Origin of the sequence: Granulicella sp. WH15, from assembly GCF_009914315.1 — a bacterium.
Lineage (GTDB): Bacteria > Acidobacteriota > Terriglobia > Terriglobales > Acidobacteriaceae > Edaphobacter.
Genome location: NZ_CP042596.1, coordinates 2,860,296 through 2,874,771 on the forward strand (window position 1 = coordinate 2,860,296; position 14,476 = coordinate 2,874,771).

8 protein-coding genes and 1 tRNA gene are annotated in these 14,476 nt (G+C 53.7%); 6 read left to right on the plus strand and 3 right to left on the minus strand.

Annotation, left to right across the window (positions count from 1 at the left end; all coding sequences use genetic code 11):
* The first annotated feature begins 8 nt into the window (after positions 1-8).
* The 6 genes from FTO74_RS11885 to FTO74_RS11915 all read left to right on the plus strand — a co-directional run bounded on the left by FTO74_RS11885 (position 9) and on the right by FTO74_RS11915 (position 10,132).
* On the plus strand, positions 9-1,508 hold the full coding sequence (locus FTO74_RS11885; protein WP_162538347.1) for an efflux transporter outer membrane subunit: 1,500 nt from the start codon (positions 9-11) through the stop codon (positions 1,506-1,508).
* A 448-nt stretch (positions 1,509-1,956) separates the two neighbouring features.
* Positions 1,957-2,031: transfer RNA gene (locus FTO74_RS11895), tRNA-Asn, on the plus strand.
* 253 nt (positions 2,032-2,284) lie between these two features.
* Positions 2,285-3,229: a protein kinase gene (locus FTO74_RS11900; protein ID WP_162538348.1), complete on the plus strand. Its 945-nt coding sequence runs from the start codon at positions 2,285-2,287 to the stop codon at positions 3,227-3,229.
* A gap of 122 nt (positions 3,230-3,351) precedes the next feature.
* The gene (locus FTO74_RS11905; protein WP_162538349.1) at positions 3,352-8,148 is read left to right on the plus strand and encodes a DUF3320 domain-containing protein; all 4,797 of its coding nucleotides are present in this window, start codon (positions 3,352-3,354) and stop codon (positions 8,146-8,148) included.
* Between the two features lie 194 nt (positions 8,149-8,342).
* Entirely contained in the window at positions 8,343-9,080 is a 738-nt protein-coding gene (locus tag FTO74_RS11910; RefSeq protein ID WP_162538350.1) for a DUF6088 family protein, read from the plus strand.
* On the plus strand, positions 9,077-10,132 hold the full coding sequence (locus tag FTO74_RS11915; RefSeq protein ID WP_162538351.1) for a nucleotidyl transferase AbiEii/AbiGii toxin family protein: 1,056 nt from the start codon (positions 9,077-9,079) through the stop codon (positions 10,130-10,132). Before FTO74_RS11910 ends, FTO74_RS11915 begins: the two co-directional genes overlap by 4 nt.
* A 372-nt stretch (positions 10,133-10,504) precedes the next feature.
* Here the strand turns inward: FTO74_RS11915 and FTO74_RS11920 are convergent, their stop codons facing one another.
* The 3 genes from FTO74_RS11920 to FTO74_RS11930 form a co-directional block, all read right to left on the minus strand.
* The gene (locus FTO74_RS11920) at positions 10,505-10,921 is read right to left on the minus strand and encodes a DUF2569 family protein (protein WP_162538352.1); all 417 of its coding nucleotides are present in this window, start codon (positions 10,919-10,921) and stop codon (positions 10,505-10,507) included.
* A gap of 185 nt (positions 10,922-11,106) precedes the next feature.
* The gene (locus FTO74_RS11925) at positions 11,107-11,643 is read right to left on the minus strand and encodes an FHA domain-containing protein (protein WP_255462638.1); all 537 of its coding nucleotides are present in this window, start codon (positions 11,641-11,643) and stop codon (positions 11,107-11,109) included.
* A 21-nt stretch (positions 11,644-11,664) separates the two neighbouring features.
* On the minus strand, positions 11,665-14,157 hold the full coding sequence (locus FTO74_RS11930; protein ID WP_162538354.1) for an Hsp70 family protein: 2,493 nt from the start codon (positions 14,155-14,157) through the stop codon (positions 11,665-11,667).
* Between the last annotated feature and the right edge of the window lie 319 nt (positions 14,158-14,476).

Sequence of the window (14,476 nt, forward strand, 5' to 3'; positions counted from 1 at the left end):
GACATACGATGAACCACTCACACATTTTGTCTCGCAACGCGATACTCGCCATCGCAGCAGCAACTATCGCTCTGCAAGGCTGCCAGGTCGGGCCTAAGTATATTCGTCCGACAGTACAAGCACCGCCCGCATTCAAAGAAACCGAACCACAGATAGCCTCTGATGGAACAGTCTGGAAGACAGCCTCGCCACAACTTGCCTCCTCTGGATTGAAGTGGTGGGAGATCTACCAGGAGCCCGAGCTCAACGCATTGGAAGATCGCCTCAACATCTCCAACCAGAACATCGCGCAGGCTTTTCAAAACTTTATGGCCGCGAGAGCGCAGGTAAGGCAGGCGCGTGCGAGCTACTCCCCGACCCTAACCACAACGCCGTCCTACACACGAGCACGAGCGTCGGCCCACGACACGACATCGGCAGTGGAACTCAGTGGAGTCAACCTCAACAGCAATGAGTTCAGCCTGCCGTTCGACGTCTCATGGGAGCCCGATGTATGGGGACGCATCCGAAGCACCGTGCGTGAATATGCCAACGCTGCCCAGGTGAGCGCAGCAGACCTGGCTAACGAAAAACTCTCCGAACAAGCCAACCTGGCCGTCTACTACTTCGAGATACGCGGGCAGGACGCGCAGATCGCTCTCTACCGCAAGACGATCGACGCATACCAACAGAGCCTCCGACTCACACAAGTGCTAAGCCGAACCGGAATCGATAATGAACAGTCGGTCGCGCAAGCGAAGTTAAACCTGAAGACCGCCGAAGCCTCAGCCACCAATCTACGTCTCGCACGGGCTCAATACGAGCACGCAATCGCACTGCTGCTTGGCGAGCCAGCCTCGGCCTTCTCGATCCCGGAGAAGCCACAGACGGATGTTCCTCCATTCATCCCCGCAGGCATCCCCACGGAGCTTCTACAACGCCGTCCGGACATAGCCGCCGCCGAGCGAGCCATGTCGCAGGCCAATGCCTTGATTGGCGTGCAGACCGCTGCATTCTATCCATCCTTCAGCATCAGCGGCACAGCCGGTCTTCAAAGCGCAACCGTTGGCAGTTGGTTCACCTGGCCCAGCCGCTTCTTCTCGATAGGCCCTTCCGCGACCCAAACCCTCTTCGACGCCGGAGCACGTCGTTCAGTGCTCGACCAGTACAAGGCCCAATACGATGGCAATGTCGCGGCCTATCGGCAGACAGTGCTCACAGCGTTCCAGCAGACGGAGGACTACCTTGCCGCGCAACGCATCCTGGCCCAGCAGGAGCAACAGCAGCAGCAGGCCGTGGTTGAAGCGCAGCGCTATCTCGATCTAGCCAACGTTCGCTATCGCACCGGCGTCGATACATTCCTCAACGTATTCACCGCCGAGACCGATCTGCTCACCAATCAACAGACCACAGTCAACCTGCGCACACAGCGCTTCACCAGCAGCGTACAGTTGATCGAGGCTCTGGGAGGTGGATGGGACGACACGCTCCTCCCTCAAGAATCAGCCGTTGCAAAGAAGAAGCCGTAAATGAGTCAGCATTATGCTGACAATCCTTCACTTCTCCATTGCATATTCATGGCCGTGGTAAATGAATCGAATTTTAAACACGCCCTCCAGCAGGGCCAGATCGTTCCGCACTTGCAACCCCGGGTCGGTGTCAGGGTTCGAGATGCTGGTGTGCCGGGCACACCCGGTGCTCGGATTTGAAGTTCCGGGCACCCGCTCCAGTACGGCCTCTTCCTCGACACCGCCCGGACACGACCTTGGGGCGACGGCACAGCGGGTACCTATGTGCTCGTATGCCCCGCCAGCCAAACCCAGGTGCACGCAAGGGTCTATACCGCCCCGGCTACTCAGCCTTAGCTGGTAAGCCTCCTGAAATCCACAAATCCAGCCTCGCACTTTGACCCATCCCCATTCATTTGTTATAACTGTATGAGTGCAGCGCGACGTTATCCGCGCGAATCACAGACACTCCTGAGTAGCTCAATGGCAGAGCATTCGGCTGTTAACCGAAGGGTTGTAGGTTCGAGTCCTACCTCAGGAGCCATAAACACCATAGAAATCAGTAAGTTGCAGAGGCCACCCGAGAGGTGGCTTTCTTCGTTTTGCTCCGGTGGCTGTTTTGGTGGCTGTTGAGATCGACAGGATGAAATAAAGTTTGGTGCGGGGGGAGGATGCAGAGCGCATGGCGGCACATTCTTAGGCGTGACGATCAGCTTTGAGTCGCAGTGCGGGCGGTGTGGTTTATGCTTCACAAGCAGCCAACCATCTCAGACGGATAAGCAATGTGAGGTTCCCCGATGCCGTTGCAATCAAATGCGGAGTCTCTCCACGACCACTTCTTCCTGGACTATTTGCAATCCGTAAAGGGAGTGAACGCTTGGTATTACAACCAGCGCTTCTTGGGACGCGGGGGAAACGGAACGGCGTTCTTGGTCACATGCTCATCTGGACCAAATGTCGGTATGCAATTTGTACTAAAGGTCTTTCACAAGATCAGCGACGAGCTCCGACGCGAAGCCTTTCTGTCCGAAATTGAGCATCTCCGCTCGTTGAATCACCCTGCAATCACGCGAATCTTTGACGAAGGAACTTTCACGGCCAGTACCGGTGCCAAATATCCGTTCGCCGTAATCGAATACGTTCCCGTTACGGCTCGCTCGCTCATCGCAGCCAAGCAGGTTGACCGGCTGAGAGCTCTCAGAATTGCACTGAACTGTCTGTCGGCTATCGACTGTCTTCATTGTGCGACGCCGCCTCTGATTCATCGTGACATCAAACCTGAAAACATTCTCATTAGCGAGATGGGTGCGAAGTTGGCCGACTTTGGATTAGTAAAGGTCTTGGCCGATCTCGAACCAGAGAACGATATCGATGCACTTGAAGGGACTCAATGGCCAGGGATGCCGTGGAGGTATCGAACACCAGAACTAGTTCAAAGAGCGATTGACCACAAGACAGTTATTACGCCTGCAAGTGACATCTTTCAGTTTGGGACCGTCTTCTACGAACTCTTGACGGGGGTAAATCCTCAACGTCAGCCGGGCAAGATCACAGATCCAATTGCTCTAAACCTGCGTGATATCAAGGGCGATCAAGGGCAAAAGTTGACCTACTTGGTTAAGGCGATGCTTTCGAAACCGCCCTCGCATCGTCCGAGTGCGAGTGTTTGTATCGGACGACTCAACAAGATTCATGAGGCCTACTGCCAATCTCTTTTTGACGTTACCGGCCAGTTTGTTTAGCTGACGACCCGCTTTGTCCAGACAATTCCATTTCATTGTGTTGCGGCCTCTCCGGAAGCCTTGAGGGTTTATCCTTGTACCACTTAACAACTTGAACTCCGCCTTGGAAGCGCAGACTCATCATGGGTACAGCCGGAATACCAGTAACGGAAGATTTGCGCCCAATTCTTGAGGAGGTTCGTAAAGACCTGCTCGACTTCGGGATGCGGAACCCGCTTCTCAACTACCGCTTGCTGAAAGCACGCGGTGCTGAGAGCATGCCCACCGATGCAAGCAGCATCTTCCGGCAACTGGTTGTAGAGAGTCAGGAGTTCGAGTTCGCACCTGCCTATCGAATGCGGAAACGTGAGCAACTTCTTCTCGCGGATGGGGATGCAGACTTGAAATCCGCTGATATGTCATGGAGACAACTCTCGCCTGAGCAACAGGCGCTATGGGGAAGTGGGGATGTTCCAGACGGAACACTCGCGGCCATTCATAGTGAAAAAGACCTTGAATCTAGGCTCTTGGCGACATACTATTCAGCCCGCAGTTCTGTCGAAGAACAGGGCGTCAACACGCTTTTCGTTGCTCTCGGGATGTTGGCTTGGAGCGACCCTGCAGCACCAGATGACATTCATCGCGCACCGCTGCTCCTTGTGCCGGTTGAACTGAGTAGAGAAAGTTCCTCGGAGGGATTTCGCCTTTGCTATTCCGGTGACGATGTATCCCCAAACGTTTGCTTGATTGAGTTTCTAAAACAGTTTGGCATCGCATTTGACTCCGGTAGTGAAACTGACGAATTCGACGCTGAGCAGTACTTCGATCGGTTTGCCGAAGCAATCTCGGCGAATCCAACATGGTCTATAGATCGCCATTCGGTCGTCCTGGGTTTCTTCTCATTTTCTAAATTTCTCATGTACAGGGATCTCGATCCGTCAACATGGCCAGAAGAAAGCGTCCTCCTTAAGCACGAGCTCTTGTCAAAACTACTCGGCCAGGGTTCGTTTGCAGGCGATGGGTCATCACTGAATGAAGAGTCCTATCTTGACGAGCACCTCAGCTCAAGTAAATGCTTCCACGTAGTCGACGCCGACAGCTCACAAACGCTTGCTCTGCTTGATGTCGCCAGCGGTAAAAGTATGGTGATCCAGGGGCCACCCGGAACGGGCAAGTCTCAAACGATCGTCAATATGATCGCTGAAGCACTCGCAAGCAACAAGAAAATTCTTTTCGTCTCCGAAAAACAGGCAGCGCTCGATGTAGTGAAGAAGCGTCTCGACAAGATTGGTCTAGGGAACCCATGTCTTGAGCTGCACAGCAACAAGGCAAAGAAGAAGGAGGTCATCGACGAGCTAAAACGTACTGCCGGACTTGATCTGTTGGTGTCCCGGCCTCGCTCTGCTGAGCAGGAAACTCTCGCCGCTTCTCGGGAGGAACTCAACGAATACTGCCGGGCCGTTAACGAGCCTATTGGTGCGTCACGAGAAAGACCTATCGACCTGTTTGGTCTGATATTGCCTGCTATAGCTCGACTCTCAACGGTAGACAATCCAATCCTCGATCTGCCGGATTCTATGAAGTGGGATGAAGTCGAAACTCAACGGAGACGAAATCTTGTGAAGTCGCTGCAAGATCGACTTGACTCGACCGGCATACCGGAAAAACATCCTTATTGGGGAAGTAACATCCGAGTCGTTCTTCCTGTGACGAGAGATAGGCTTCGGCACTACTGCAGGGAAGCGGCTGAGGCTACGGTGGCATTAAGACAAGCCGGTCACTCTCTGGCCAATCTTCTTGGGGCCGCGCAGCCAACATCGCCAGCAGATATTTCAAGTCTTTGCCATGTCGCTAAGAGGCTGCTCGACCCCCCACCGTTGACGGGACTGGACATTCAAAGCGGTGTCTGGGGGAAGCATCAGGCAGTTATTTTTAAGGCCATTGAAGCAGGTCGTCGTCTATCTGATATTCGAGCAAAGTGGACAAGTCTTCTACGAGCCGATGCCTGGTCGGTTGACACCCACTCTCTCCAAAATGAGCTTCAAGCCCTCGGAGTCAAGTGGTGGCGTTTCGTGTCGCCTAAGTGGAAATCGACAGTCCAGCAAGCGAAGGCGCTCCTTGCCGTACCAGGCACACGCAACGTGCCGGAATATCTGGCAATCACAAATGCCATTCAAGAAGCATCTGTGTGCGAAAAGCTTCTTGCGGAACACACGGCAGTTCTCGATGAAGCCTACGGACACCACTGGCGGGGAGGAGCCTCAGACTGGGATTTACTCAAATCTCAGATGGAAGCAGTTCTTTCAATAAGGAGTGATACTGCATCCGGCCAACTGCCGGGGTGGTGTTCGGGATTCGTAACTGGAGCGTCAGACCATGGTGCAGTCAGAAACGACGTTTCGTCGACTGAAGTTGCACTCCATCACCTCGAAGCGACTCGCAAAGCGGTCATCGAGTTGCTTAAGTTTTCCAGCGAGGACCTTGGCATTGCCGCAACGACCCGCCCGGGCCAATCTCTTGTCAGCATCGAGGAATCATGGCTCTCTTTGGCGGATAGTGCAAGCAGTCTTGATGCTTTAGTGGCATATCTTCTGGTTCGAGAAGATTGTGTGAGCGAAGGTCTTGAAGCGCTCACGGATTTAGCTGACAAGTGGCAATCGGCTTCGTCGCATCTTGTCGATGTTTTTGACTATGCACGGACGTCTCAACTGCTTACACATGCCTTTGAGCGATTTCCAACCCTGGTGCATTTCGATCAGAAGACTCATTCTGATCTTGTGGAGAGGTTCCGTCGACTGGATGACAAAGCCTTGAGTTGGGCGCGCGCAGCTGTCGTGACCGCGCATCATGAGGGAATGCCCCAAAGCAGTTCGGGTAACGGTCAGCTTGGCTACCTTTACACGATGTTTGAACGGAGGACTAAGTTTCCGCCAATCCGTAAGCTGATGACCAACGCCGGCTTGGCCATCCAGGCATTGAAGCCCGTTTTTATGATGAGCCCCTTATCTGTCGCGAACTTCTTGCCGCCAACCGAAGTAACTTTCGACCTCGTTATATTCGATGAAGCGAGCCAAGTACGCCCAGCAGATGCGCTTGGAGCTATCGTCAGAGCCTCTCAGGCGGTTGTTGTCGGCGATAGTAAGCAGCTTCCGCCGAGCAATTTTTTTGATTCCCTAGTTGCAGCGGATGGTGACGGTGACGGAATTGCAACGACCGATATCGAAAGCATCCTTGGACTCTTTTGCTCTCGAAGCGCCCATCAGAGAATGTTGCGTTGGCACTATCGCAGCAGACATGAATCGCTCATCGAGGGTTCAAATTATCTCTTTTACAAGACGTTAGTGGTGTTCCCAAGCCCAGATCAACGAAGCGAGAATCTCGGATTGATCTACAACAAGATCACCGATGCGCCATACGAACGTTCTCGAACGCGAACAAATCCGACCGAAGCCCGCATCATTGCGGAAGCTGTGATGAAGCATGCCACAGAGCAACTCAAACGTGATCCTAAGGAACGACTGACCCTTGGTGTCGCTGCCTTCAGCGTTGCGCAAAGAGACGCGATACTGGACCAACTCGAAATAGCGAGGAGAAGATATCCGGGACTAGAAGAGTTTTTCGCGACGCCTCCTCACGAACCGTTCTTCGTTAAAAACTTGGAAAATATCCAAGGCGACGAACGGGATGTCATCTTCATAAGTGTCGGCTATGGGAGAACAGCAGAGGGTTATCTCGCAATGAGTTTCGGGCCAGTAAATCGAGACGGCGGTGAAAGGCGATTGAACGTGCTCTTTACCCGCGCGCGTAGGCGCTGTGAGGTCTTTACTACTCTGAGTTCAGACGATGTTGAACTGGGTCCTACGGCTGGCGCTGGACTTCGTGCGCTTAAGCATTTTCTTCAGTACGCCGAGCACGGACGGCTTGGAGTCGCTACTCCAGCAGGGCGCCTTCCCGATTCACCCTTCGAAGAACAAGTTATTGATGCGCTGGTAGGTCTCGGATACGAAGTCCATCCGCAGGTTGGTTGCGCCGGGTTCTTCATTGATATGGCGGTTGTCGACCCGAGCAAGCCAGGGCGTTATCTAATCGGCATCGAATGCGACGGTGCTGCGTACCATAGCGCACGGAGCGCAAGAGACCGAGATCGATTGAGGGGGGCAGTCCTGCTTGGTCTCGGATGGAACCTTCACCGCATTTGGTCTACAGCTTGGTTCAAGAGCCGAGATCGCGAAGTCGAACGGCTTCAGGCCGCTATTGAGGCGGCACAGCTGGCCCCTTCGGATGCTTCTGTATCGCGCGAGATTGAGGCAGATCCTGTCGATGTCGAACTTGTTGCCGAAGTGCCACCTGTCGCCACCGAGAGAAATCAGAAATCTTCAAGCGCCATGGTTCGGCCATATGAGTTCTGCCAACTTGACATATCGCTTAGCTCGAACGACCTTCATCTGGTGCCGATGATCCGGCTAGTGGAATGGATTAATCAAGTTGTTGCGGTCGAAAGTCCAGTTCATTGGACCGAAGCAGGTCGAAGGATAACTGACGCTCTTGGCATTCAGCGGATGGGCAGCCGGATTCAAGAAGCACTCATTCGAGCATGTGAATCGGGTGCACGGTCGAAGAAATTTAGATACAAAGATGACTTCCTCGTGAGTATTACGCAGGAACAATATCCTGTCCGGGACCGTTCTGCGTTTTCTCCGCAAACAAAGAAACTTGAATACGTTTCGCCTGCAGAGATATGTGCGGCAGTGGAGCAAGTCGTGATGGAGGGTTTTGGGATGCCCAGTGACGATATTCCTGTAGCGGTATGCCGACTATTAGGATTCGCACGAGTGAGCGAAGACATGCGTGTAATAGTTTCTGCCTGTCGCGATTCTCTTATTTCAGCGGGACGATTGCAGCAGCGGTCAGGGATGCTCATTCACGAGATGATGAGCTAATTTGTCAGCATGTTCAGCGATCAAACTGATGGCCGACTGCCGTCAAATTGTGGTTCGTTGCGTGGCCCCATAGAGAGTGGCTAAAGGCAATAAACCCAACCTGAAAAAGTCAGGAGTTTGTTGCATTATTCTGACCTGATGGTATACTAGCAGTGGTCAGAAAAGTGCTACATATATCTGATATGGGGCAGCCTATGTCCATTCTTGCATCGAGCATTCCAGCCGCCATTCGGGATCGGATTTCCGCTCCCGCGCAGCCACGCGTCTGGACTCCCGAGGATTTCGCTGACCTTGGGCCGCGCACTGCGGTCGATCAAGCGCTCCATCGGCTGGTTGCCTCACGCGCCTTGCGGCGGATCGCTCGCGGTTTCTACGACACACCTCAAAACAACCAACTTACGGGGAAGCCCACCTATCCTAACCCGCGCGACGTGATTGACGCGCTGGCGCGGAAGGGCAAGGTTCGGGTGGTAGTCGATGGCCTCACCGCCGCCAACGACCTTGGACTCACTGACGCCGTTCCAGCACGTATCGGCGTGCTCACCGATGGCCGCTTCCGGCCAATCACTCTCGGCAATCTGACACTCGACTTTCAGTCCGCCGCCCCTAGCCGACTGTACTGGGCGGGCCGTCCTGCTATGCGCTTTGTACAAGCGCTCCATTGGCTGCGCGATATGCTTCCGTCCGACGACGGAAGCCTTCGTAAGCGGCTCGTCTCCATCCTCAAAGACCCCGATCATGGACATGCAATTCAGGACGACTTGCGCAGCGGCCTGTCGGCGCTGCCGGAGTGGATGCGGGTGATTGTGCGCGACCTGTTCCAGCAAGCTAGTGCTGGAGTGTCGCCGTCGGCACCGAAGGAGAAGCCCGCCAGACGCTCACCGGCCCTAGCCCGTACCATTAAGAAGAAGAGGGTTTCACTCAGCCGATGACCGAGGGATTCCAAACGATACTAGCCGCCAGTGACGAAGAGCGCCGCGACCTTTTCGTGGGCGCTGCAAACCGGCTACGCACCAACGAGCAGAACATCGAAAAGGACTTCTGGGTTTGCTGGACGCTCGACGCGCTCTTCAACGAACTTGAGATAGGTGGCCCACGCTTGCTGTTCAAAGGTGGCACCTCGCTCTCCAAAGGCTATGGTTTGATCGAGCGCTTCTCCGAAGACATCGACATCACCGTCTTCCGGGAAGACATTGGTCAGCCCGCGACCGTCGAAGAGTTAGAAGCGCTTAGCGGCAAGAAGCGCAACGCTCGCTTGGACGCCATCAAAGCCGCCTGTCAGGAGTACATTCAGGGCCCGATGCTTGACCAGTTGAGCAAGCTACTGCGACAGACACTCCAGACCGCAGGACTAAATGCAAATCGGGCACGTGTGGAACCTGATCCCGCTGATCCCGACGGCCAGAGCCTGCTTCTGTGGTATCCCACTTCGACCGTTGAAGGCAATGCATACATCCGACGCGCTATCAAGATCGAGTCGGGCGCGAAGTCCGCGCTCGATCCTCATGCGCCGGTCGTCGTAGAGCCGTACATCGTGGACGACCTTCCGAACCTTGATCTGGCGGTGGGCAACGTGACGACCGTTGATCCTAGCCGCACCTTTTGGGACAAGATTGTTATCCTGCACGGCTTGCGTCGGTGGTGGGATCGTCGTGGCGAGCTGAGGGGAGGAGGTCAGCGAGTCTCGCGCCACTACTACGATGTCTACCGGCTCCTGGCTTCGGAGGTAGGCCGGAAGGCAAAGGAAGATTTTAAAATGGCCGAAGACTGTGTGCGCCATGCACGGATGTTCTTCAACCGGCCCGATCTTGATCTCGCCACAGCCGTCCCTGGCACTTTTGCTTTGACTCCTCATGACGGGATGTTGGCCTACTTACGACGAGACTACGAAGCGATGTCCGGCATGATTTTTGGACCGATACCGAATGTGGACGAGGTTGTTACGGCCATTGCGGAGCTGGAACTTTGGCTGAATCGCTTATAGGTAAAGGCAAAGTTGATGAGGAACATAATGGTGGATAAAAAACGAACGCCGGAACTTATGCTCACGGTGCTTGCGGCAATGTTCCTGATCGTAGCTGCGACCGGCAGACATCCCTACGCCTTTTACATGCTGCTCAGGCTCCTATGACGGTCGGTGCTGTCTATTGGGCCTGGAGTGTCTACGAGATGGGATTGCGTGGTTGGGTCTGGATATTTGCGGCTGTCGCTCTCCTAATGAATCCGTTCGTGCCGATTCGGATGCATCGCACAGACTGGCAGCCCATTGATCTGTGTCTCGGTGTGCTCCTGTTGTCTTGGTCAGTCTTTTGGTATTTCCGCAGACCGCATAAAACATGAGGCCGTATTTTTCTATTCAAATCGCTCGCCCATAAACGATCCGAACACGTTTCGACTTCTTGAAGTAGAGGAACCATATCAAAGCGAAAACGAGCATTCTTAGGCCACTCGGGTCGGACGCGGCCTTACCTGGAGATGAATCGCTGGTGGAGCTGATTAGCTCACCGATGAAGAGCAGCGTTCCAAGACAGAACTGGATTACCAGAAGGATCTTCGTAAGACGCAGCGCCCGGGGCTTGGCTTTCCAGAGGCTAACTCCGGTGAAGACAGAAAAAGCAGCAAGGCATACATCTATCAGCGAATAGCCCGATGGGTGCGAGAGTGTGGAAACCAGAACCATTGCCGGTGAAATGATCGTGGTGACAATACAAAACCAGAGAAGCCAGCCGCCCACGCCAACTAAATTAGGGTACTCATTGCGAATGGTATCCACCGCCGCTCCAGGTTGGAGTTCAGGCGATTGGCTGGACACCGCTGGATAAATGGGAGTCCCGCCTGCGACGACAGTGGACTGTTGAACCGCGACAGCAGCGGGCGATACGACTAGCTCTTTGCCGCAGTTGAAGCAAAACACGCCAGCATCGGGATTTTGAGCGCTACATCCCACGCAATACATCGCTAACCTCTCAAATCGGCAAAGAGAAATGTATTGATCTTTGATGGCCCGAGTGAGATGACATCACCATGAGCCAACGGTCGACTGGCACGAATCAATTCTTGCTCCGCGTCGGATGACGGCTGATCCAGCCGCTCTCCGTTCAAAAATGTGCCGCATGAACTCCCTTTGTCGATGAGCCAGTAATCATCGCTTTCCCCTCCCTCACGTCTATAGACGGCACAATGAACCCGTGAAACCTCGCGCGGCAGCAGTCCCACGGCATCGTTCACAAAGACATCGACTGCCTTATCCAGAATCGGCTCCAATGGCGTTGCCAGACGACCCATGACGATTTCGTCGCATCGCAGCGGGACGATAGCCTGAGAATATGGACCTGCTCCTAAAAGGTAGACGCCGACATCGAGGGTGGAAAGGACCTGCCTGATCTTCGCTGCACGGTCGGAACGTCCCTCTACCGTGAACAAAGCGAGGTCCTGCAGGCGACCTGTAACCGCTAGGTCGTCAAGCGTACGGGCGAGTTGCTTTTGTTTGTTCACATCTGCCAATGGTCGTAGTCCCTATCTTGCTCGGAGGGTACTGCCGCCGTAGCCAACAGTCTGTACATCACGCGGCAATAATGCGTTTAGTTGGCGGCAAGCAACCTTGAGAGCTTCGGTATCGCCGCTTGCGATTGCACGATCAGCATGGACTAACCAACGATCTGCCTGCGTCTCATCTGTCATTTTCGCTTTTTCGCCTGCTAGATACTCGCGGTATCCCAGCCAGTATTCAGGTGTCCGCAGCCACAGTTCAATTCTTTGCGTTGCTAACGCATCTATCGCCTTCCGCAAAATCTCTGGATCGGCTGTAAGCGCAAGTTCGGTGTTTCGCTTCAGATCAATAAACTTTGCCCGATTTTCATCGGTGCCGACCTCCTCCAAAAGCGCCTGAGTCCACCGCAGCTCATCTTGGGCCTCCTGTTGCATCTTGGGTGCTGTCAGAATCACTTCGATACGTCGCCTGGCGCGACGAAGGGCAACTAGCTGTTCCTCACAACTTTTCAGATCGGCGTCCGTTCCTCCGTGTTGCAACAAATTCTGAATTCCCTGAACTACCTCTTGACGTTTCATCGACTCAAGCTCAATCAATGCCGGTTTGCTCTTGACCGCTTCTGCGAGTTCCTGACTCTCATTGAGAGCATTCCGTTCTGTTCTAAACTCCTGCTCTATCTCTCCGATTGGAAGTGCTGGCTTGATGAGTCCATTTATGCTGACTTCTTTTTCTAGGTCAAGAATAGGTATATACACACTCGCCTTGATTGTCCTTGAATCATCGATGGCTAATCGTATTTCCACCCCGGAACCGGAAGGAAGATCACGATCAATCATCGAACCAGTGAGGACGAACTCACCAATCTTGCGATTTTCGTCCGCAGCATCTGTCGCTTCTCCCTCGATGAGAGGAACCCGCAGCGCATCGTCCCGATTGCCGCGTCTAATAAGGCCTATCGTCACATGCTTCGCAGTGGCTTTCGCGGGCAATGGCGTCCCTTTAGCGAATAGAACATGAACTCGATTGCCAGCCTCGGCGATGCCGATGTTGTGTGTCAACGGTGGTTTAGTAATCGTCAAGCCGACGGTATAAGTGAACACGGACGGAGTAACTGAGCAGGCCCTTCCGCTCTGATCAAAAAGTTCGACGTGGTATTCATTTGCACTCCCCGACTGAGCCAACAGGAAACCACTGAACGTCCCTGCATCATCTAGAGGAATCTTCCCACTGTCCCAGGGGGGCATACCGCCAGGATTATTGAAACGAATCGTGTACCCGCTGAGGGACTTCCCAGATGGAGCCAAAACAGTTCCGCCCACGAGCGGTTCAAGATCGCTTCCTATGGGATCGTATGTCAAGGCGACCGTAAATGTTCCGGCGGCAGTGGGAGTGGGACGCCTTGCAGGTAGTCGTCTGCTACCTGCAAAAATCGCAGCCCCTTGAGCTACAACGGTCAGGGGATCGGCCGAAAAATCGACCGGAATGCCTAACCCTTCCTTCGGGTCAGCGAGAATCTCTCGAAGGAAGGGCGTATACGTTGGACCTCCGACCAGGATCGTTCGTTCGATATGACCTGCCGATAGTTTTGCTTCTCCCAGTACCCGCCTGCACATATCAATTGAGCGATACACAAGAGGACGGAGAACTGACTCAACTTCCGACCTTGTAAGCAGGTAGTCCAGTTCCACGGGCCTCCCGTTGTCATCGTTGCATACGAAGTCTTTCTGGATTGACTCTGCTTTCTCTTTCGATACGGCAATCTTGGCATCCTCCGCCCACTCCTTCAACTTTGCGAACGCCGAAATCCACTTCTCATTACCACGACGAAAATCCGTGAGGGCATATTCGCTCGTCAGATGTGGGACTAGAAAGTTGTCAACCAAAGCCCAATCAAGATCACCGCCGCCGAGGTAGTTATCGCCGCCATGATTGACTACTTGTATCTCTCCGTCGCGCACATGAATGACTGCGGCGTCGAAAGTTCCCCCGCCAAAGTCATAGACGAGCCAAAACGCATTCTTCTGAGTTTCCTGAAATCCATATGCTAGAGCAGCAGCGATTGGCTCCTGTAGCAATGGACTCGATACAAATCCTGCAAGTGATGCCGCGCGCTTCGTTGCTTCAGAAGCTGGAAGATCGAAAGAAGCCGGCACCGTAATTACGGTGGCTTCCAAATCTTCGCCCTTCTGCTTTTTAACTTCATCACGAAGCGCCTTTAGGACTTCAGCAGACAACTGTTCTGCATTCATGCGGATTCCGCTACGAACGAATTCCTTGTGCTGGGTCGTTCCCATCCACCGTTTGAATCCTCCAACTGCGTCGCTGGGATGGGAAACGAGACGATCTTTAGCCCTCTTCCCTGTACGGATACTGCCATCCTTGTCAACGTAAACTGCCGAAGGCGTATAGGGCCATCCCTCGTTGTTGCGAATAATAACGGCCCCAGTGCTTTCGAGCACAGAAATGCAGCTATTGGTAGTGCCCAAGTCTATTCCGTAATCAATCGTCATCCGTTCCATTTAATCGCTACCTCGGGAGAATCTGCGGAGTTGCCACAATTACTTGACCAATCTGTATACGTTGACCCTGGAGATACACCGTGGGTCTGATGGTTTCAGCCACAGTCTCTCGTTCTACGCCGGGAGTCGGCTGGAATGCGAGGACTTCAAGCGATTGCCCAGAGTCAAATGGCTGGTTGTAGTGATCTTGGATATTGAGTCCAACTCGCTCTAAAGAGTCCCAGAGGCGTTCCACATGGCGAGCCATCTTGGCCAAGTGGGGCTTTGGCTCTCCCGAGACGGAGTCAACACAACCTTTCCGCATATCCCATGCGGAGTT